Origin of the sequence: Pseudooceanicola sp. LIPI14-2-Ac024 (assembly GCF_042188925.1) — a bacterium.
GTDB lineage: Bacteria > Pseudomonadota > Alphaproteobacteria > Rhodobacterales > Rhodobacteraceae > Pseudooceanicola.
In genome coordinates, this window is the sequence record NZ_CP170102.1 from 47,091 (window position 1) to 67,863 (window position 20,773).

18 protein-coding genes are annotated in these 20,773 nt (G+C 68.5%); 2 read left to right on the top strand and 16 right to left on the bottom strand.

Annotated elements, in window-relative coordinates:
• Window positions 1-87: 87 nt before the first annotated feature.
• From ACE2AC_RS00225 to ACE2AC_RS00245, 5 genes are all read right to left on the bottom strand, one after another.
• Window positions 88-1,311: an amidohydrolase family protein gene (locus ACE2AC_RS00225; protein WP_375690082.1), complete on the bottom strand. Its 1,224-nt coding sequence runs from the start codon at window positions 1,309-1,311 to the stop codon at window positions 88-90.
• Complete coding sequence (locus ACE2AC_RS00230) at window positions 1,308-3,815, bottom strand: ATP-binding cassette domain-containing protein (RefSeq protein ID WP_375690084.1); 2,508 nt, start codon at window positions 3,813-3,815, stop codon at window positions 1,308-1,310. The genes ACE2AC_RS00225 and ACE2AC_RS00230 overlap by 4 nt, the downstream gene beginning before the upstream one ends.
• 4 nt (window positions 3,816-3,819) lie before the next feature.
• Window positions 3,820-4,302, bottom strand: coding sequence for a branched-chain amino acid ABC transporter permease (locus ACE2AC_RS00235; protein WP_375690086.1), 483 nt, complete (start codon window positions 4,300-4,302; stop codon window positions 3,820-3,822).
• Complete coding sequence (locus ACE2AC_RS00240) at window positions 4,266-4,694, bottom strand: hypothetical protein (RefSeq protein WP_375690088.1); 429 nt, start codon at window positions 4,692-4,694, stop codon at window positions 4,266-4,268. Before ACE2AC_RS00240 ends, ACE2AC_RS00235 begins: the two co-directional genes overlap by 37 nt.
• Window positions 4,695-4,789: 95 nt before the next feature.
• The gene (locus ACE2AC_RS00245) at window positions 4,790-5,959 is read right to left on the bottom strand and encodes an ABC transporter substrate-binding protein (RefSeq protein ID WP_375690090.1); all 1,170 of its coding nucleotides are present in this window, start codon (window positions 5,957-5,959) and stop codon (window positions 4,790-4,792) included.
• A gap of 233 nt (window positions 5,960-6,192) precedes the next feature.
• Here ACE2AC_RS00245 and ACE2AC_RS00250 point away from each other — a divergent pair, with 233 nt between their 5' ends.
• The gene (locus ACE2AC_RS00250) at window positions 6,193-6,615 is read left to right on the top strand and encodes a nuclear transport factor 2 family protein (protein ID WP_375690092.1); all 423 of its coding nucleotides are present in this window, start codon (window positions 6,193-6,195) and stop codon (window positions 6,613-6,615) included.
• 10 nt (window positions 6,616-6,625) lie between these two features.
• Here the strand turns inward: ACE2AC_RS00250 and cobF are convergent, their stop codons facing one another.
• Window positions 6,626-7,384 carry a precorrin-6A synthase (deacetylating) gene (gene cobF, locus ACE2AC_RS00255; protein WP_375690094.1) on the bottom strand — a complete coding sequence of 253 codons (759 nt, stop codon included), beginning with the start codon at window positions 7,382-7,384 and terminating at the stop codon, window positions 6,626-6,628.
• 36 nt (window positions 7,385-7,420) lie between these two features.
• The gene (locus tag ACE2AC_RS00260; RefSeq protein WP_375690097.1) at window positions 7,421-8,122 is read right to left on the bottom strand and encodes a GntR family transcriptional regulator; all 702 of its coding nucleotides are present in this window, start codon (window positions 8,120-8,122) and stop codon (window positions 7,421-7,423) included.
• Window positions 8,123-8,279: 157 nt separating this feature from the next.
• Between ACE2AC_RS00260 and ACE2AC_RS00265 the strand changes: the two genes are divergently transcribed.
• Window positions 8,280-9,188 carry a carbohydrate kinase gene (locus ACE2AC_RS00265; protein WP_375690099.1) on the top strand — a complete coding sequence of 303 codons (909 nt, stop codon included), beginning with the start codon at window positions 8,280-8,282 and terminating at the stop codon, window positions 9,186-9,188.
• Window positions 9,189-9,201: 13 nt separating this feature from the next.
• Here the strand turns inward: ACE2AC_RS00265 and ACE2AC_RS00270 are convergent, their stop codons facing one another.
• The 9 genes from ACE2AC_RS00270 to ACE2AC_RS00310 form a co-directional block, all read right to left on the bottom strand.
• Window positions 9,202-9,471, bottom strand: a complete 270-nt coding sequence (locus tag ACE2AC_RS00270; protein ID WP_375690101.1) for a DksA/TraR family C4-type zinc finger protein — start codon at window positions 9,469-9,471, stop codon at window positions 9,202-9,204.
• A gap of 56 nt (window positions 9,472-9,527) precedes the next feature.
• Entirely contained in the window at window positions 9,528-10,772 is a 1,245-nt protein-coding gene (locus tag ACE2AC_RS00275) for an OpgC family protein (protein ID WP_375690103.1), read from the bottom strand.
• Window positions 10,762-12,492: a glucans biosynthesis glucosyltransferase MdoH gene (gene mdoH / locus ACE2AC_RS00280; protein WP_375690105.1), complete on the bottom strand. Its 1,731-nt coding sequence runs from the start codon at window positions 12,490-12,492 to the stop codon at window positions 10,762-10,764. Before mdoH ends, ACE2AC_RS00275 begins: the two co-directional genes overlap by 11 nt.
• A 52-nt stretch (window positions 12,493-12,544) precedes the next feature.
• Window positions 12,545-12,721, bottom strand: a complete 177-nt coding sequence (locus tag ACE2AC_RS00285) for a hypothetical protein (RefSeq protein WP_375690107.1) — start codon at window positions 12,719-12,721, stop codon at window positions 12,545-12,547.
• Entirely contained in the window at window positions 12,718-14,250 is a 1,533-nt protein-coding gene (locus tag ACE2AC_RS00290) for a glucan biosynthesis protein (protein ID WP_375690109.1), read from the bottom strand. Before ACE2AC_RS00290 ends, ACE2AC_RS00285 begins: the two co-directional genes overlap by 4 nt.
• Before the next feature lie 369 nt (window positions 14,251-14,619).
• Window positions 14,620-17,733, bottom strand: coding sequence for an efflux RND transporter permease subunit (locus ACE2AC_RS00295; protein WP_375690111.1), 3,114 nt, complete (start codon window positions 17,731-17,733; stop codon window positions 14,620-14,622).
• 4 nt (window positions 17,734-17,737) lie between these two features.
• The gene (locus ACE2AC_RS00300; RefSeq protein WP_375690113.1) at window positions 17,738-18,937 is read right to left on the bottom strand and encodes an efflux RND transporter periplasmic adaptor subunit; all 1,200 of its coding nucleotides are present in this window, start codon (window positions 18,935-18,937) and stop codon (window positions 17,738-17,740) included.
• 12 nt (window positions 18,938-18,949) lie between these two features.
• Window positions 18,950-19,423: a GbsR/MarR family transcriptional regulator gene (locus ACE2AC_RS00305; protein WP_375690115.1), complete on the bottom strand. Its 474-nt coding sequence runs from the start codon at window positions 19,421-19,423 to the stop codon at window positions 18,950-18,952.
• Between the two features lie 127 nt (window positions 19,424-19,550).
• Entirely contained in the window at window positions 19,551-20,771 is a 1,221-nt protein-coding gene (locus ACE2AC_RS00310) for an acyl-CoA dehydrogenase family protein (RefSeq protein WP_375690117.1), read from the bottom strand.
• Window positions 20,772-20,773 lie beyond the last annotated feature (2 nt).

Genomic DNA, 20,773 nt, shown 5'->3' on the forward strand with positions numbered 1-20,773 from the left:
TGTGCGGTCTTACCGATCCTGCAACCCTTGGCTGTCCCTGTCTACTGCCACGTCATCTTTTCGCCCGTGCCGGTCACCTTCCGTCCGTCACGGGCGAAAGAGCCGCGTCTCGGCCCGTTCGAACGAGGGTCGCCCGTCCTTGAGCCCCCAGAGGGGGCGCCCGATCTCGGCCACCGCCGCGCCGGCGCTCCCCACCGGCAGCAGGACGAGGTCGGCGGCCTGACCTTCGGCCACGGCGCCGCCGCGCCCCAACAGGCGGTAGGGATCGGCGGTGATCATGGCGAAGCTGCGGGCGAGGTCCTCGGGCGCGCCGAGCTGGGCCACGTTGGCAAAGAGGTTCGCCATCCGGGGCAGGGAGGCGTCGCCGTAGGGCGTGAAGGGGTTCAGCACGTTGTTGCTGGCCACCGTGCAGCACACGCCGGCCCTGTGGAACAGGTGCGCCGGTGCCACCCCGCGCGGCACCGCGTGGTCGTGGTCGCGCCCTGTCATGAAGAGATCCGTCGCCGGCAGCACGGTCAAGGCGATGCCCGCGTCCTTCATCAGCGCGATGGTGTCCGCCAGCGGCCCGGGCGGCAGCATCGACAGCTTGGTCACATGGCCGATGGCGACACGGTCCTGGTAGCCATGGGCGACCGTCTGGCGGGCGACCTCGTCGAGGTGCCGCCACGTGGTGTCGAGGTCGAAGTCGAGGTGGAAATCCAGATCGACATCGTATTCGCGTGCCATCTGGAACACCCGCGCGACATGGCCCGCCGGGTCGCTGTCGGTATAGGGGCAGCCGCCCAGCAGGTCTGCGCCTTCGTCCAGTGCCTGGCGCAGCAGCTCCTCGGTGCCGGGGTAGTTCAGCAGCCCCTCCTGCGGAAAGACGCAGATTTGAAGGTCGAGCGCCCAGGCATAGTCACGCTTGAGCCGCTGCACGGCGCGGAACCCGGCGAGGCCCACGACCGGGTCGATCTCGACCTGGGTGCGGATCAGGTTGGTGCCTTCGGCCACGGCCTTGTCCAGCACGCGGGCGCCGCGGGCGTATACGTCGTCCTCGGTGAACCCCTTCTTGGCCGCACTGACCGCCGCGATGGCGCCCTTCAGCGTGCCCTCGGGATTGGCGGCGCGGTCGAGCAGGCAGGCCTTGTCGAGGTGCAGGTGACTGTCGGCGAAGCCCCGGATCAGCAGGCGCCCCTGCGCCTCGCGCACCTCGGCCTCGCCCTCGATGCAGGGGGCGATGCGGGCGATGCGCCCGCCCGCGATGCCAAGATCGACAGGTTCGGCCCCGTCCGCCAGACGGGCCTTTCGGATGATCAGGTCAAGGCTCATTGCGCCGCGGCCCTCGCTTCTCCGCCGCCCAGGTAGGCGGCGATTAGCGCGTCGTCGCGGCGCAGTTCGGCCGCGCTGCCCTGCGCGACGATCCGCCCCTGTTCCAGCACATAGCCCCGGTCGGCCACCGCCAATGCCAGCGTCGCCATCTGGTCGACCAGCAGGATCGTGACCCCGTCGTCGCGCAGTTCCGCGAGGATGGCGTAGAGCTCCTCCACCATGGCGGGCGCAAGGCCCAGCGACGGCTCGTCCAGCAGCAGGATCTGCGGCGCGGCCATCAGGCCCCGGGCGATCGCCATCATCTGCTGTTCCCCGCCCGAGAGCAGACCGGCCGGGCTTTCCATCCGTTCGCGCAGGCGCGGGAAGCGGTTCAGGATGCGCTCCAACTCGCCCGCGTCGGGGCGGTGGCGACGACGGTACGCGCCCAGCTCGATGTTCTCGGCCACGGTGAGCTCCGGGAACACCTGCCGCCCCTCGGGGACCAGGACCAGCCCGCCCTCGACGATGCGGTAGGGCGGGGCTTCGTGGATGTAGGTGTTGTTCAGCACCACCTGGCCCTTGCTGGGCCGCACCAGCCCCGACAGCACCTTGAGGAAGGTCGACTTGCCCGCGCCGTTGGCCCCCAGCAGGGCCACCAGTTCGCCCTGCTGGACCGTCAGGTTCACGTCGCTCAGCACGTCCGCCGCGCCGTAGCCCGCGCAGAGGTTGCGCGTCGCGAGCCGGGCCATCGCGCCGGGCTCGTAGGGGCGGACGCGGGGCGGGGCCCTGAGCTCTCCCTCGCCGAGGTAGGCGGCGATGACGCGCGGGTTCGACCGGATCGCCTCGGGCGTGCCGAAGGCGATCGGCTGGCCGGCGTCGAGGGCAAAGATCCGGTCCGAGATGCCCATCACCATCTCCATGTCGTGTTCCACCAGCACCACCGCGATGCCGAGGTCGGCGATCTGGCGCAGCAGGGCCGCGAGCGTCATCTTGTCGGCATGCATCAGCCCCGCCGCCGGTTCGTCCAGCAGCAGGACATGCGGCCGCATCGCGAGCGCGCGCGCGATCTCGACCAGGCGGCGGTCGACATGGGGCAGGTCGGCGGCCGGCGTCGCCGTGTCGCCCGAGTAGCCGACAAAGCGCAGCAGCCCCTGTGCCATCGCCCGGGACCCGTCATCCGCGATCCCCTTAAGCGGGGCGCCGAACCGCCCGTTGCGGAAGCCGGTCAGCACGTTCTCTTCGGCGCTGAGGGCACCGAAGAGGCGCGTCGCCTGGTAGGTCCGCGCCACGCCCAGCCGGGCGGTTGCGTGCATCGACCAGCCGGCGATGTTGCGGCCCGCCGTTTCGATACGGCCGGCGCCGGGGGTGTAGAAGCCCGACACCATGTTCAGGAGCGTCGTCTTGCCTGCCCCGTTCGGCCCGATGATCGAGGTGACCTGTCCCGGCCGTGCCTCGAAGCTCGCTCCCTCGACCGCACGCAGCCCGCCGAAGGTGATGCCCAGTTCCTGCACCTTCAGCCCGGTGCCGCCCGGTTCCGGCGTGATGAAGTCGAGGACGGCAGACGCGTCGGCCGCGCGCGACGGCTCGGCCCGGCGCGGCAGGACCGCGGCGATGGTCCCGACGATCCCGCGCGGGGCCAGCAGCAGCACGGCGATCAGCAGCGCGCCGAAGAAGAGCAGGCGGTACTCGGCCATGTCCGACAGCATCTCGGGCAGCATCACGGCGACGGTCGCGCCGATCAGCGGCCCCAGCACTGTGCCCGCGCCGCCGAGGATGACCGCGAAGAGGAAGAGGATCGACTGCGACAGCACGAAGTTCGACGGCGCGATGAACATCATCAGCGGCGCGAAGAGCCCGCCCGCCAGCCCTGCCGCGCCCGCCGCGATGGCAAAGGCGGCAAGCTTGGTGAGGAACGGGTTGAAGCCGAGAGAGGCGGCGGCCACGTCCGCCTCGCGCAGCGCGACCATGGCGGTGCCCCAGCCGGAGGCTGCAAAGCGCCGGTAGGCCAGCAGCGCCAGCCCGGCCAGGAGCATCGAGAGGATGATCAGTTCCCGCTCGCCGAAGGCCATGCCGAAGAGCGTGGGCATGTCGAAACCCATCAGCCCGTTCTGGCCGCCGGTCAGGCTGCGCCATTCGATGGCGACGTGTTCGACGATGAAGGCAAAGGCGATGGTCACCATGGCCAGGAACGGGCCCGCCATGCGCACGGCCGGGACTGCCAGCAGGCAGCCGACGCCCGCGGTGATCGCGGTGGCGGCGGGCAGGGCCAGCCAGAAGGTCACGCCAGCCTTCATCAGGATCGCGTTGGCATAGGCCCCGATGGCGAAGAAACCGACCTGCCCGAGGGAGACGAGGCCGGTCAGCCCGTAGAGCACGTTCAGCCCGACGCAGAGGATGGTCCAGATCGCGACCATCCCGAGGATGAACTGGGTGTAGCCGCCCGTGGTGTGCAGCAGCACGAGGCCGAGGATCGTCGCGGCCAAGATGGAGAGGTCGAGCGCGCGGGCTTTTATCTGTGCAGTCATCGTCTCAGACCTTCCGCAGCGCGCGGCGGCCAAAGAGGCCCGCGGGCTTGATCGCCAGCACCGCGATCAGCAGGGCGAAGACGACGATATAGGTGTAGGACGATCCGAAGTAGGTGGTCACCAGCGCCTCAACGAGGCCATAGATGAAGCCCGCCAGCATCACCCCCCAGGCCGAGGTCATGCCGCCGAGGATTGCCACCGCGAAGGCCTTGATGCCGAAGAGCGTGCCCATGTCGGAATGCACCGACAGCAGCGGTGCGATCAGCAGGCCCGCGATCCCGGCCAGGATCGAGGACAGCGCGAAGGCGCCCGAGATCATGGCGACCGTGTTGATCCCCATCAGCCGCGCGGCCTCGGGGTTTTGGACCACGGCGAGCAGGGCGCGGCCCTGTTTCGTGCGGCGGAAGAGAAGCTGCAGCCCGATCGCCAGCCCGATTGCCACCACCGGGATCAGGAGCTGCTGGGGGTAGACGCCGGTGCCGAACACCTGCCAAGTCGTCTCGACCCCCGGCGAAGGCAGGGAGCGGGGTTCGTTGCCGAAGGTGAAGAGCACCGCGTTGTCGAGCAGGATGCCCCCGCCACCGTCGCCATCAGCCAGGCCTCCGAGCCGCGGTCGGCAAAGGGCCGGATCAGCAGCAGTTCGACCAGCATGCCCATCAGACCGCAGCCCAGCAGGGCCAGTGGGTAGGCGACGATCACCGGCAGCCCAGCACGCACGGTCAGGACATAGCCGAGCACCGCGCCCAGCATGACCATCGATCCCTGGGCGAAGTTCACGCGGGAGCAGACGGAATAGGTGATCTGGAAGCCAAGCGCGATCAGGCCGTACATGGCGCCGAGGCCAAGTCCTGTCACGAGGGCGGTGATGAGAAGCGTCATGGGGGCGGCTCCGGCGCGAAAGCCCCGGGCGCGGCCGGGGCGGGTCTTTCGGGAAAGGACCGGCCCCGGCGGCGTGCCGGGACCGGGACACTGGATCAGTCGGCGATCGGGATGATCTCGCCCTCGACGAACTGGGTGAAGGTGTAGTCCTCCGGCCCGAGCGCGTCCTGGTTGTCGGGGGTGAAGGGCTTGTCGTAGGTCTTGATCACGCCCTCGACGCCCTCGATCTCGTACATCGCCTGGCGGATCGCCGGGCCCTCGGTCGAACCGGCCTTCTCGATCGCGGCGGCCAGCAGCAGCGTCGCGTCATAGGCATTGCCGATGCCCGTCGCGGGCGTCACGTCGGCGAGCGATGTCACCTCGGGGAATTTCTCCTTCAGCTTGACGTAGAGCGGGTGGTCCTCGCCGCTGAAGAGGAAGGTCTGGATGAAGTGCACCTTCTCGCCGCTCTTGCCGGCCAGTTCGGTGAAGCGGCCGCCGGCCGGGCCCCAGTGGGACGAGATCGGAACGTCCCAGCCCATCTTGTCGAGCGACTTGATCACCTGGGCCGAGGGCGCGACGTTGGCGACCAGGAACAGGCTGTCGGCCCCGTTTTCCTTTAGCCGGGTGAGCTGCGGGACCACGTCGACGTCGTTGTTCTCGAACTTCTCGATGCCCGCGTGTTCCATCCCGCGCTTCTCGAGTGCCTTCATCAGGCCCTTCTCGTTCGACTCGCCCCAGGGGTTGTTGATCAGGATCATCCCGGGCTTTTTCGCGCCGTACTTGGTGACCAGGTATTCGGTGATCGCCTCGTCCACGTATTCGTCCACCGCCGAGACGCGGAAGACATAGTTCTCTTCCGCCCCGTTCACGGTGATCGGGGTGCCGGCGGCCCAGGGGCCCATGAACGGCACCTTGGCCTCGTTCGCGAAGGGCACGATGGCCATCGACACCGGGGTGTCGAGCCCGCCGATGAGCGCCGCGACGCCTTCGCGCTGGACCAGCTCGCGCGCGGCGATCAGGCCCTTGCCGGGGTTCGATTCATCGTCGCGGCTGACCAGCTCGAGCGGCCGTCCCAGCACGCCGCCCTCGGCGTTGATCTTGTCGATGGCCAGCGTGATGCCGCGGGTGATGGCCTCGCCGGACTTGGCCGACTGGCCGGAGAGCGCGGCAACAAGGCCGAGCTTGATCGGGTCCTCCGCCCGGGCGGGCAGGCCGGCCACGACCATCAGCGAGGTCGCGGCGGCCAGCAGCGCGCGGCGGGTGAACGTGAAGGGTGCAGGCATGTGGTGGTGTCTCCCTGTGGGCATGTTCGCGATGTCTTGTGCATTCATGGCGTCCACGGCATGCCCAGCTGTCAAACATCGCCGCCCGAATTCGCGCCGGTTTCCGGGGTGACCGCGCGTTCTGCCCAAGGATCGATCAGATTGTATGCAATTTTTGCATCGGATTTGCGTATGCAGTATCCGGAGGGCGCCCTCGGGCGCATCATGCGAATCACACCAGATAGGAGAGCCCCATGCCCGACACCGCCCGGATCGACCTCGACAACCTGCCCGAAGAGGCGCGGATCGTTCACGACTACCTCGAGGCCTCGATGGTGCCCGATCCGGACCGCGCCGCGACCTACGTGGCAGAGAGCGTCGTCATCACCTTCACCGGCGGCAAGGTCTTCGATCATCCCTCGGGGCCGACCTCGGTGAACAAGAAACGCTACGCCTGGGTGAAGAAGGACATGCGCCAGTTCGACGTGGCGCAGGGGGCCGAGGGGGTGGTGGTCTACTCCACCGGCTTCCTCTATGGCGAATGGCCCGACGGCACGCCGTTCGAGGGCAACCGTTACGTCGACCGCTTCGTGGTCGAGGGCGGCAAGATCGTGAAGATGGACGTCTGGAACGACAGCGCCGAGAGGATCCTCGTGCGGATGGGGATCGAGGCCTGAACGGACACGTTCACCCCTTGCCGCGCGACAGCATGTAGGTGTCCATCACCCACCCCTTTTCATCGCGCGCGGCGGCGCGGCGGCGGTCGATTTCCTCCCGGACGTCGCGAAGCCTGCCGGCGACGAGGATCTCGTCGTCGGTGCCGATGTAGGCGCCCCAGTGGATGTCGAGGTCCGGATCGACCTGGTGGTAGGCCGACCGTGAATCCAGCATCACGACGACATTGCCGCCGGTCTCGGGCAGGCCCTGGGAGACGAGCCGCGCCGTCGTGATGGTCAACGGCTCGCCGATCCGGTTCAGCGCGATCCGGTGCCGCGCCGCCAGCGCCGAGACGCTGCTGATGCCGGGGATGACCTCGTAATCCAGGTCCATCCGGCCCTCGTCCCGGATCGTGTCGAGGATCTCCATCGTGCCGTCGTAGAGCGAGGGATCGCCCCACACGAGGAAACCGCCCACCTCGTCCGCCCCAAGCTCGTCGGTGAGGAGCGTTTCATAGATGCGCCGCACCTCGGCCCGCCACGCGGCGACGTCGGACTTGTAGGCTCCGGCCTTGGAGCGTTCGGGGATGTCGAAATCGACCAGGCGGTAGGCATCGCCCTCGATGTAGCGCTCGCAGATCTCGCGGCGGAGGTGATGCAGGTCGGCCTTGTCGTCGCCCTTGTTCGGGATGAAGAAGACCGACACCCTGTTCAGCGCCTTTATGGCCTGCATGGTCACGTACTCGGGGTTGCCCGCCCCGATACCGATTACCGAAACCTGTCGTTTCATGGGATACCTGCCTGTGATGGTTCTGCCGCCCGGTGCTCAGCCCTGTTGCACGCCGGTCGCGTAGGGTTCCAGCGCGTCGAGGTAGCTGAAGCTGCCCGGATCCTTGCCCTTGAACTGCGCCCGGTCGGACACCGCCGCCAGGTGGTCGCGCGCGATGCGCTTGGCCGCCTCTGCATCGCCCGAGGCGAGCGCCCGCAGGATGTCGCGGTGTTCCTGGATGCCGCAATGGGTCGAATGCGGGCGCGAGAACATCGACAGCGTCAGCCCGCAGCGATAGCTCACCTCGTTGACGTACCGGATCAGCACCGGCGATCCGGTCAGCTCGGCCAGCAGGATGTGGAACTCGGTCGCCAGCCGGATCGAGATCGGTTCGGGCCCGTCCTGCGCCGCCTCTTCCTTGGCGATGTGCGCCTGCAGCGCCGCCTCGGCCTCGGGCGAGAGGCCGGCGACGAGTCGGGCGATCACCAGGTCCTCGATCTGGGCGCGCAGTTCGAACAGGTCGCGCGCCTCTTCCAGGCTGGGCGAGGCGACGGCGGCGCCGCGGTTCCGGCGCAGTTCAACCAGCCCCTCGGCGGCCAGCCGTTCCAGCGCCTGCCGGATGATCGTGCGGCTGGTGCCGAAGCGTTCGCCGAGCGAGTCCTCGGGCAGCTTCATGCCCGGCAGCAGCGCGCGTTCCAGGATCGCCGACCGCAAGGCCGAGCAGATCAGCTCGGTCCGGTTCTTCTCGGGCGTGGACATCTGGTGGCACCTCGGCAGTCGGATTGTGCATACAATGACAGCATACGATCGCCGAGGACAAGATCCCGGTGCGATCTGGTGGCCGCCGGGCGGTCGCCAGGGCCGCGGATTTGGGCTAAGCCGCCGGGGACGCGCGGTTTTGGCAAGGGGGCGGCGGATGATCCTGTGTTGCGGCGAGGCCCTGGTCGACCTGATCCCGGATGCCGATGGCACCCTGGTGCCGCATCCGGGCGGCGCGGTGTTCAACACGGCCCTGGCGCTCGGGCGGCTTGGCGTCGAGGTGGGGCTCCTCACCGGGTTGTCGACCGATGCCCATGGCCGGATGCTGGCCGCCACGCTGGCCGAAAGCGGCGTGGAGACCCGCCTGTCGATCCGCACCGACCGCCCGACCACGCGGGCCATCGTCACGCTGGAAAACGGCGTGGCACGATACCGGTTCAAGGACGAGGGCTCGGCCGGCCGGATGCTGCGCCCCGCGGACATGCCCGTCCCGGGACCGGAGGTCGGCACGCTCGTCTTCGGCGGCAACAGCCTGGCGGTAGAGCCGGGGGCCGAGGCCTTTGCCGCCCTGCTGGACCGTGCGGCGGGCTCCCGCGTGATGATGATCGACCCGAACATCCGACCGGATTTCATCGCGGACGAGGCCCGCTACCGCGCCCGGCTTGGCGCGATGCTGGCGCGGGCCGACATCGTCAAGGTCTCTGACGAAGACCTCGACTGGCTGGCGCCCGGGGCGGCGGCGTTGGCCGGAAAGGTGCAGGCCATCGGTGCGACGGGGATCGTGATCGTGACCGAAGGGGCACGGGGCGCGACGGCCGTCCTGCCCGGCGGCCGCACGGTGCAGGTGGCGGCCAAGCCGGTGACGGTGGTCGACACGGTGGGGGCAGGGGATGCCTTCAACGCGGGCGTGCTGGCGCACCTGGCGCGGGCCGGATTGCTGGACCGAAAGTCGCTGGCCGTCATGAGTGATGATCAGGTCGCCGCCGCCATCGCCCATGGCCACCGGGTGGCCGCCGTCACCGTGTCGCGCGCCGGGGCCAATCCGCCGCGGGCGCACGAGCTCTGACCGCAACAGGGCGCTACTTCAGCTGGCTGTCCTTCGATCCGCGCCGGTTGATGCCGCCGCGCACCTGTACCCGGCCGTCGCGTTCCTGCTGGCAGTCGATGCAAAGCTTCACGCCCGGGATCGCGATGCGGCGCGGCTCGGGGATCGGCTCTTCGCATTCGGCGCAATGGGTCAGGCTCTCGCCCACGGGCGCCCTGCGGGCCTTGAGCCGCTGCAACTCGTCCGCGATCGAGGCTTCGATCTGTTCGTTCACCGCGCCGTCGCGCGACCAGCCTCCGGCCATGTCCTGTCCTCCGCTTGAGGCCCAAATCTAGGCATCGAGGGCGGCCGCGTCAAAGGTCAGGCGGTCACCGCGCCGCGTTCGCCGCGTTTGGACACCGGCAACGCGTCGCGCGGGGCCGGGCGTGCGGCGGCAGCCTTGCGGCGGGGCGCATCGGCCAGCCAGGCGGCCCCGATCATCACCAGCACGCCAAGCGGCAGAAGCACCCAAGGCAGGGCGGGGATATGGGCGTAACCCTCGATCACGACCTGCAGCGCCAGCGCCATCAGCGTGCCGAGCGAGAAGACCAGCAGCCCCTGCCGCCCCATCAGCCGCAGCGGCTCCGCCGCGGGCGCGGCGCAGAGCCGGGTGACCACGGGCAGGCAAGACAGCACGTAGACCATCGCCAGGACGTGCAGCAGGCGGGGCAGGGCGACGAAGGTCTTGTCGTGCGACACGAAGAACCACGGCGCGCCGGCCTCCTTCAGCTGCCACATCCCCTGGTTCATCACCTCGCCGACCGCCGGCACGTTGCGCCAGACCAGAGAGAGCGCCAGCCAGCCGACCGCCAGCCAGAAGAGCGCGCGGGAGTACGGCACCAGCCGTTCGCCCCGCCGCATGTAGAGGCCGATGAGCAGGCCAGTGACAAAGATCACCTGCCAGGAGAAGGGGTTGAAGAACCAGCCGCCCTCGTTCGGGAAGTTGGGAAAGTTCAGCCGCACCGTCGCCGCCGCGAACCACAGGAAGACCGCCGAGCAGATCAGCGCCAGCGGGTTGCGCAGGCCCAGCATGATGGCGAAGGGCGCGGCAAGCAGCAGGGCGGAATAGGTCGGCAGGATGTTCACATAGCCGATCTGGTGGCCAAGCGCGGCCAGGCCAAAGAGCGCCTCCTGCGGGGCCTCGAACACGGGCGCGAGGTTGTGGCGCGTCAGCAGGTCGGGGATGCCGAAGTAATCCGCCCCTGCGGCAAAGATCGCCACCGCCCAGAGGCAGAGGAAGACATGCGTCATGTAGAGCGTCCAGGACCGCCGCCAGATCGGCGCGATGCCGTTCCAGGCACCCTGGTCAGCCCGGGTCTCTGGCAGCAGGCGCCCGGCATATGCCAGCCCGGCCGCGATGCCCGACATGATGAAAAACGCCTCGGCCGCGTCCGAGAAACCCCAGTTGCGCAGGGTGTAGTTCTCGTACGGGTTGCCCGGCGTATGGTCGATGAAGATCATCACCAGCGCGATGCCGCGGAAGGCGTCGATGCGGGGGTCGCGCGGGCGGCGCACGGGCTGCTTGCTGGCCTTGGGAAAGGTCAGGAGTTCGGCATCATGCGGCATCTCGGGCCTCCGTCGCGCCAAGGTCTTCGGCCGGGGCCGTCCAGTCTGCGAGTGTCGCGCGGTAGGTCGCGACGACCGGCGGGGTGTCGCGTTCCTCGGGCACGGTAAAGAGCGAGCGTCCGATGGGCTGCGACGACCAGGCGATGACCGCCGGGCCTGCCATCATCGGCAGGCAGACGGGCAGCAGCCAGGGCGCCAGCGCGGGCGAGAGGTAGAGCGTAGCCGCGTAGGCGATCCCGCCGACAACGGCGACCCAGAAGGCCGCCCGCAGGGCTTGGGTCAGCGTCAGCCGCCCCTCGCCGCGGGCGTTGGCCGGCCAGCCGCCGTCCTGTCCCGACGCGACCTGCAGCACCGCACGGCTCTGGTAGAGCATCATGATCGGCGCCAGGATCGAAGTCAGCAGGATCTCGACCACGACCGACCCAAGCGCCCGGAGCGTGCCGCCGAACCCGCGCACGCGTCCGCTCAGGGCCGCTTCGGCCAGGACGGCGAACTTGGGCAGGATCAGCAGCCCGACGATGCCGAGCGCCAGGGTCGCCAGCTCGCGCGTGTGGTCGTCGGGGAAAGCCGGGAACAGCTGGTAGGGTTCGGGGAAGTAGTTCGGCTCGGGCGTGATCATGGCGGCCACGACCGAGGCGATCAGGAACACCGCCCAGACCAGCGACACGATGTAGGCAAAGATCCCCTGCAGGAACACGAACCGGCTCCACCCGGCAAGGCCGGGCGCGAACAGGAGGCGCGAATGCTGCAGGTTGCCCTGGCACCAGCGGCGGTCACGCTTGGCAAAGGACAGCACGTTCTCGGGCCCTTCCTCGTAGGACCCGTCGATCGAGCCGTCGACCTCGACCTTCCAGCCGGCGCGGGCGAGCAGGGCGGCCTCGACGTAGTCGTGGCTCAGAATATGCCCGCCGAAGGGCGGCTTGCCGGTAAGCTCGGGCAGCGCGCAGCTCTGGGCAAAGGCGCGGACGCGGACGATCGCGTTGTGGCCCCAGAATGGCCCGGTCACGCCCTGCATCCGCGCAAGGCCGCGGGTGAAGACCGGCGCGTGGAACCCGGCCGAGAACTGCATCGCGCGGCCAAAGAACGACCGTGCGGCGATCACCTTGGGCAGGGTCTGCAACAGCCCGAGGTCGGGATCGGCCTGCATCCGCGCGATCATCTCGCGGATTGCGGCGCCCTCCATCAGGCTGTCGGCATCGAGGATGACGGCATAGTCGTAGGCCGCGCCCGAGGTGCGAAAGAACTCCTCGACATTGCCGGCCTTGCGTCCCTTGTTGTCGGTGCGGCGGCGGTAATAGATGCGGGCGACGCCCTCAGCCTCGGCCCGCAGGCGGGCGAACGCCTCGCGTTCCTTACGGGCGGCGACGACGTCGCTGGTGTCCGAGAGGATGGCGAAATCGGCCTCGACCCCGGCGGCCTGCACCGAATGGGCCATGGCCGAGACGCGGGCAAAGCATTCGACCGCGTCCTCGTTGCAGATCGGGATCAGGATGACCGAGCGTGGCGGCGGGCCGTCGACGGGCGCGGGAAGGGGGCCGCGGCGGCGCATCGGCGCCAGCCCGGTAAAAGCCAGGGCGGCCCCCCAGGCCAGCCAGCCGGTGGTGACAAAGATCAGCCCGCAGCGCAGCAGGTCCATCCAGTCGAGCCCGTCCGAGATCGTCGCCTCGGCCAGCAGGGCGGTTGCGCCGCAGGCGGCAAGCAGGCTTGCCAGCAGCGCCACGGCCCGCAGGACCCGGGTCCCGGGGAAGCTTTCAACCGCTCCCGCACCTCTGTCACCCGCGTTGCGGCATGAAGAGAACCCGCAGGATATGCGCGATCAGGCCTTCGCCCGCGGGGATGCGTTGGACAGTCTGACGCGGCATGGCCAGCGGCGCCTCGGGCGGCAGCCAGTCGTCGCCTTCGCCATGCGGTGCCGTGTTCGCTGCGAGCTGTTGCGTGATGGTGGTCATTCCTTCACCCATTGGTACACCCAGGTTTCCGTCAGCACTTTGCCGTAGCCCGTCAGGGCCGCTTTGAGTTCGACCGTCGCGCCGGGTTCGCCCGCCGCCTCGATCACCAGCCGCCAGGTTCCGGTGCCGGGGATGCGCGAAAGCACGGCCTCGGCCACCTCGCCGTTTGCGACGCTGACACTGGGCGAAACCTCGGCCGCGTCGGGAAGTTCCGCCAAAAGCGCGCCATCGAAGTCGATGACGAATTTCCGCCGATCGGTTTCCTTCTTCACGCCCGCAACGCCGCCTTTTCCGGCACGTGTGCGCAGAATCCGGGCACGATCATCAGACCCGTCGCCCGGAGGCGTCAGCCCCCAGTGCTGCCGGTAGGAGATTTCCATCGACCCGCCGGCGCGGGCCGGGGTCTCGGGGATCCAGTAGGCGACGATGTTGTCATTGCCCTCGAGGTCCGAGGGGATCTCCATCAGGCGCACCATGCCCTTGCCCCAGTCGCCGAGCGGTTCGATCATCAGCGACGGGCGGCGTTCGTAGTGCGCCTGCGCGTCGAGGTAGTTGTCGAAATCGCGGTTGCGCTGCACCAGCCCGAACGAGGTCGGGTTCTCGGCGGTAAAGTAGGACCCGGCCAGGTGCGGCGGGTTGTTCAGCGGCCGCACGAAGGTCTCGCCCGAGGCGAGGTTCATCACCAGCGCCTCGCTGTCGTGCACCGAGGGGCGGAAGTCATCGAACCCGCCCTGGTCGACGCCGCCGTGCAGATACATCGAGGTTAGCGGCGCGATGCCAAGCTGGCCGATGTCCTCGCGGAAAAAGAGGCGCGCGGTCACGTCGACCGTGGTGGTCGCGCCGGGCGTCAGTACGAACTTGTAGGCGCCGGTGACCGATGGGCTGCGGAGCGCGGCATAGAGGGTCACCGTTTCGGCCCCCGGCACCGGGCGTTCGATCCAGAAGGCGTTGAACCGGGGGAATTCCTCGCCCTCGGGCAGGCCGGTGTTCACTGCAAGGCCACGGGCCGACAGGCCATAGAGCGTGTCGCGTCCAAGCGCGCGGAAGTAGCTGGCACCGAGGAAGGCCGCCATCTCGTCGAACTTGTCGGCGCGGTTGATCGGCGTCATCAGCCGGAAGCCGGCGACGCCTGGCAGGCCGAAGTCCTCGGGGATCTCGGCCTCGACATCGTCGTAGATGAAATCGGCCGTCGAGAACGGCATCTCGGTAGCCTGTCCGTCGACCACCTCGTGGATGTGCACCGGCTCCTTGAAGAGCCAGCCAAGGTGGAAGGCGTTCAGGTGCACGCTCGACCCGTCCTCGGTCCAGCGGACCCGTTCGGGATCGAAGCGGATGCGCTGGTAGTCGTCGTAGTCGAGTTCGGTCAGGAAGCCGCTCACCTGCTCGGGCGGGGTGGCGTCGCCGCGCGCGGCCATCTGCATCCATTCGGTCAGGATCTCGAACGAGAACGGCTTGCTCTCGGGCGCCTCGGACGGCGCCGTGGCGGCGACTGTCTGGGCGAGGGCGCTGGATCCGAGGAGGGTGGGCAAGGCGAGGCTGCTGGTCGCCGCGCAGAGGAATGCGCGGCGGCTGCGCAGGCTTTGCGCGCGGGCACTAAGGGTCGAATCCGGCAATTGGTTCTCCGTCTGTGAGATCGAGCAGATACCTGTTCGCCGCAGCGCGGAAATCAATATGGTTCATCAATCAATTGGCGGTGATAAGCCGAAAATACCGTCCGATTGGCAATCTTCCGCCGCGCAAAGAGGCATGCTGCAGTGCAGCTTGGAACCAAAGGCCTTCGGGCGGACTATCGCGGGTGCGGCGGCCCTTTTCGGCCGACCGGGTGGGGCCCGGTCCCGCGGCATTGATGCGGCGGGACCGGCGTGTCATTTTGCGCCGATTCCCGGCCCCTTCCCGGGTCAGGCGTGGGCGTCGTCGGGTGCCTTCGGGACCAGCGGCTGGATCACCCGCAGGAAGCCATCGACATAGGTCAGCAGGACCGGCACCACCACCAGCGTCAGCAACGAGGACGAGATCAGGCCGCCGATCACCGCATGCGCCATCGGGGCGTTCTGGCCCGACCCGCCATGGATGTTCAGTGCCAGCGGTAGCATCCCGAAGATCATCGCCAGCGTGGTCATGACGATGGGGCGGAACCGGGTCCGCCCGGCGACCAGCAGCGCCTCGTAGAGGTTCATGCCGCCGCGCACGTGCTGGTTGGCGTTGTCGACCAGCAGGATCGCGTTCTTCACCACGAGGCCCATGAGCATGATGAACCCGATGATCGAGAACATGTTCAGGGTCGATCCGCCGACCAGCAGGCCGACCATCACGCCGATGATCGCCAGCGGCAGCGAGGACATGATCGCGAAGGGTTGCACGAAGCTGCCGAACTGCGACGCCAGCACGAGGTAGATGAAGACCACCGCCAGCAGCAGCGCCGCCGCGGCCGAGGCGCCGGATTCCGCGATCTGCTCGGCGTCGCCGCCGGTGCCGACGCCGTAGCCGGGGGGCAGGGCGAGGCCGGTCATCGCCTCCTGCAGGGCCGGGTTTACCTGTCGGATGTCGGTGCCCTGCAGGCCGGCCGTGACCTGCACCGACCGCTGCCGGTCCTCGCGCGTGATCTCTCCCGGTCCCTGCGACCGCGCGACGGTCGCGACCTGGTCCAGCCGGACGACCCCGGTGCCGTCGGCATTGGCCGCCACGGGCAGAGAGCCGAAGGTGATCGGATCGTTGCGCGCGTCCTCGGGCAGGCGCAGGACCACGTCGTAGCTGTCGCCCTGCGGCGAGGTCCAGTCCGACACCGTTTCGCCGCCGATCATCGGGGCCAGCGCATTGCCGACCTGCGCCATCGACACGCCGAGGTCCGAGGCGGAGTCGCGGTCGACCTGCACGCCCAGTGTCGGCTGCGGATCGTCGAGCGAGGTGCGCACGTCCACCATGCCGGGGATCTGTTCCATCTCGCCCGCCAGCGTGTTGGCCAGCCGTTCCAGCACGTCGAGGTCGTCACCGAAGATCTTCACCTCGATCGGTGTCGCCACGCCCGAGCCGAACGACCCGGGGGCGCCGACCCGGAACTTCGCTCCGGGGATCGCCTCGAGCGCGTCGCGCATCGGGCCCGCCAACTCGGTCGGCGTCTGCGTCCGGTCGTTTGGCGAGACCAGTTTCACCAGGATCGAGGCCGCGGTTTCGGAACTGCTGCCGACGCCGGAGTTGACTGTGGCATAGGTGCCCGTCACCTCGGGGAAGCCGCCGCGCAGCACGGCATCGACCTGCCGGATCTTGGCGGCCGTGCGGTCGAGCGGGGTGCCGACCGGCATTTCCATGTCGACCTGCACCTCGGAGGTGTCGGCGGGCGGCACGAACTCGGCCCCCACCACGGTGAAGAGCGACAGGCCGCCGACAAAGGCCAGCACCGCCACCAGCAGCGTCATCTTGCGCCAGCGCAGGCAGACGCGCAGCAACTCTCCGTACTTCTCGCCCAGCCACTCGAAGAAGGCTTCGAACTTGCCGATGGCGCGGCCCACGGGCCCCCGCTTGACGTTCGGGTTCGCCGCCGGGTCGTACCAGACCGATGACATCATCGGGTCGAGCGTGAAGGACACGAAAAGGGAAATCAGCACCGCCACCGACACCGTCACCCCGAACTGCAGGAAGAACCGGCCGAGGATGCCCTCCATGAAGGCCACCGGCAAGAACACCGCGACGATCGACAGCGTGGTGGCCAGCACCGCCAGCCCGATCTCGTTCGTGCCGTCGAGCGCGGCGGTCACGTGATCCTTGCCCATGTGGAGGTGACGCATGATGTTCTCGCGCACCACGATGGCGTCGTCGATCAGGATGCCGACCGCGAGGCTGAGCGCCATCATCGACATCATGTTCAGGGTGAAGCCAAGGAAGTAGATGGCTGCCATCGTGCCGATGATCGAGATCGGCAAGGTCAGGCCGGTGATCACCGTCGAGCGCCACGAGTTCAGGAACAGGAACACGATCACCGTCGCCAGCAATGCCCCTTCGAGCAGCATGGACTGGACGGCGTGAAAGCTCTCTTCGACCGGGATCGCGTTGTCGCGGATGATCTCGAAGGTGATGCCCTCGTACTGCGGATCCTCGCCCAGCTTGGCGACCTCCTCGCGCACCGCCTCGGCCACGGCGACGGTGTTGGCGCCTTGCGTCTTGACGATGTCGATGGCCAGCGCCGGCTGGCCGTCCAGCATGGCCAGGCTTTCCTGCTCGGCCAGCTCGGTCCCGGTCCGGGCGAGGTCGCTCAGCCGCACCGGGTAGCCGCCGCGCCGCGCGATGATGATGTCGTTGAAATCGGCCAGCTTCTGGATCCGTCCCTCGACCTGCACCGATTGCTTCGACCCGGCCTCGGTCACCGAGCCTGCGGGCAGATCGATGTTCTCGGACGACAGGGCGGTGGCGATCTCAGGCGCGCCGATGCCAAGCGCGGCCATCCGGTTCGGGTCGAGCAGCACGTGGATCTCGCGCGGGATGCCCCCCACGACCGAGGCGCTGCCGACGCCCGAGATGTTCGAGATGCGGGTGGCGATCTGGTCCTCGGCCAGCGCGGTCAGTGTGCCGGGATCGAACCGGTCCGACGAGATCCCGACCGAGATCACCGGCATCGCCGAGGGGTCGAACCGCAGGATGCGCGGGTCGTCCGAGGTGTCGGGCAGGTCGCCCGAGATCTGGGCGATCTTGTCGCGCACGTCCTGCGCCGCGACCGAGCTGTCGACCTCGAGCTCGAACTGGACGATCACCATGGCAGAGCTGGTCTGCGCGGTCGACTGGATCGTGTCCACGCCCGACAGGGTCGAGACGGAATCCTCGATCGGCTTGATGATGTCGGCCTCGACCGCCTCGGGCGTGGCGCCGGGATAGCTGACCACCACCGCGACGACCGGGAAGTCGACATCGGGCAGCTGTTCCACCGGAAGCCGCTGGTAGGCGAAGAGGCCGATCACGAAGACCGCCACCATCACCATGGTGGCAAAGACCGGCTGCGCGACGGAGATGCGGGTCAGGAACATGGCGTCACTCCTCGACCACGGTGATCTTCATACCGGGCTGCAGGCGCGCCATCTCGGTCGAGATGATGATGTCGCCGTCGCTCAGGCCCGACGCGATCTCGACCGTCTGGCCGCCCTCCCAGGTCTTGCCGGTCTCGACCGGCTGGCGGACGACGATGTCGCCCTCCTGCTTGAGCACGTACTGTCCTTCGCTATCCTCGCGCAGCGCCTCGACGGGAATGCCGATGGCGTCCTGCTTTTCGTCCAGCACCAGCACGCCCGACGCGAACATCCCGCCCTTGAGCGCGCCGTCCGGGTTCGCCACGGCGGCAAAGATCGGCAGCATCCGCGTGCCCGAGGTCGCGACCGGCGCGATCCGCTCGACCGTGCCCTGGAACACCCGGTCGCCCAGCCCGTCGACGCGCACCTCACCCGCCTGGCCGACGCCTATCTGCGGGGCGTAGATCACCGGCACGACGCCGTTCAGGTCCAGTTCGGAGATGTCCACCAGCGTCATCAGCGCGGTGCCGGTGTTCACGTAGGCGCCCGGATCGACCGACCGTTCCGAGATGATGCCGGCAAAGGGGGCGGTGACGGTGGCCTTGCCCAGCGAATCCTCGGCGGTGGCGACCTGGCGCAGCTGTGCCTGCAGGTTCGCCTCGAGCTGCCGGACCTGCGCCTGTTGCTGGTCGAGCGCGGAGGGAGAGGAGACGCCGCGGTTCACCAGGCTTTCGGTGCGGGCAAATTCCTCTTCCGCCAGCTCCAGCTGGGCGCGCGTCGCCTCGGCATTGGCGCGTTGCTGTTCCAGCTGGTTGGTCAGGGTCTGCACGTCGATGGTGACAAGGACATCGCCTTCCTCGACTGCGTCGCCGGCCTGCACCTCGACGGTCGCGACACGGCCCGAGACCTCGGCCGGGATCGCCAGCGTGCGGGCCGGGGCGAGGGAGCCGGTCACCCGCACGACGTCGCGCAGCGTGCCGCTCGACACCTCGGCCAGTTCCGACGGCAGGATCTGCATCACGACCTCGTTGGTCGCGGGCGGCGCATCGGCGTCGTCGTCGCCGCCGCCGATCAGCAGGGCCAGCACCACGATCACCGCGACGAGGATCACCACCGGCCAGAGCCAGCGGCGGCGCGCGACCGGTTCGCCGCGTGCGGCGGCCTCCCTGTTGGCCCGTTCACGGTCGGACATGGCCCAGTCGGGTTTCTGATGGTCGTCGTTCATGGGGAACCGATCTCAGTTGGTGTTGCGGCTGCGGGACGGGTCGGCGGCGAGGCGGGCGGACCAGGCCTCGAAAAAGTCGGCGGTGTCGCGGTAAAAGGTCGCGAACTCGGTGACCTTGTGGCGCTTGTGGGCCTCGGCTTCGGGAAAATCCGCCGCGATCTCCTCGACCGTGCGGGCATACCTGCGGAAGCGTTCGGCAAGGCCGGGCAGCATCTTCATGTGCGGGTAGGGCTCGACGATCCAGAGGTCGAGGCGCGAACCTTTGCGGGACACCTTTGATGCCATGCCGCGCGCCTCCAGCAGCCGCGTGTTGGTCGATGCCGAGGCCTTGGAAATGTCGAGCGCGCCGGCGATGTCGTTCAGGCTCCGAGGCTCGTCCGAAAGCAGCAGAAAAGCAAGGATCTGACCCGAGATGCGGGGCAGTCCCTCGGACTGGTTGATCATGCCGAGCGTCTCGACAAAGCGGTCGGTGGGGGAATCGGTCATCCGGGGCCCTGCTGTGTTCAGACCGTTCAGTATGGATTAAACAAAGTTAACGCAAGTAAGGCGATGCCGGAACGCGAGACGCCCGCCTTTGGGGGCGGGCGCCGTGGCTTGCAGAAGGGGGCAGACCTCAGGCCATGTCCTGAAACGCCTTGTCCTTGTCGACCCGCACGTCGCCGGGCAGGCCGAGCACCCGTTCGGCGATGATGTTGCGCAGGATCTCGGACGTGCCGCCCGCGATCCGCTGCCCGGGCGAGGACAGCAGCGACTGCTGGAAACTGCCAAGCGCCGGCGCCACCGCCGGGTCCGACACCGTGCCGGCGGCCCCCATCATCTCGAGCGCGAGGCGTGCGATCTCCTGCTGCTTCATCGCGTTCACCAGCCGCCCGATCGACGCCTCGGGCCCCGGCGTCTCGCCGCGCGACAGGGCGGTGATCGAGCGGAAGCGCGCGTTCTTCACCCCGGCGGAGCGGGCGTAGATGTCGGCGATCCGGTCACGGATCACCGGGTCCTTGATCGCGGGCGCGCCGTTCATCTCGTAGCTTTCGGCGAAGGCGATGAAATCCTCGATGTCCGGGCGCGGTTCGTCCCCGACGGCGAGGCGTTCGTTCATCAGCGTGGTCAGCGCGACCTTCCAGCCGTCGCCGACCGCGCCGAGCCGCTGTTCGTCCTTGACCCGCAGGTCGGTAAAGAACACCTCGTTGAAATGCGACGCACCCGACATCTGGTGGATCGGCCGCACCTCGACGCCGGGGGCGTGCATGTCGATGAAGAACATCGTCAGCCCCTTGTGCTTGGGCACCGACGGGTCGGTCCGGGTCAGCAGTATACCGTAGTCCGACAGATGCGCGCCCGAGGTCCAGATCTTCTGCCCGTTGATAACCCATTCGTCGCCGTCCCGCACTGCGCGGGTGCGCAGGCCGGCCAGATCGGATCCAGCCGAGGGTTCCGAGAAGAGCTGGCACCAGATTTCTTCTCCCCGCAGGGCGGGGCCGGTGTAGCGTTCGAGCTGTTCGTGGGTGGCATAGGCCATCATCGTCGGCAGGCACATGCCCAGCCCGATCTCGTAGACGCCGCGCGGCACGGTGTATTTCGATTCCTCCTGCGCATAGATGATCTCTTCGATCGCGCTGCCGCCCTGGCCGCCCCAGGCCTCGGGCCAGCGGATGCCGGCGAAACCGGCGGCGGCCTTCTGGGCCTGCCAGTCGCGGGCGGCCTTCAGCGCCTCCTCGTCCACCCCGCCGTAGCGGCCCGGGGGCGTGGTGCGGTCCCGCTTGCGGGCATTGGCGTCAAGGAATGCGCGCGCGCGGGCGCGGTACTCGGCTTCTTCCCTCGTGTCTTCCAGATCCATTT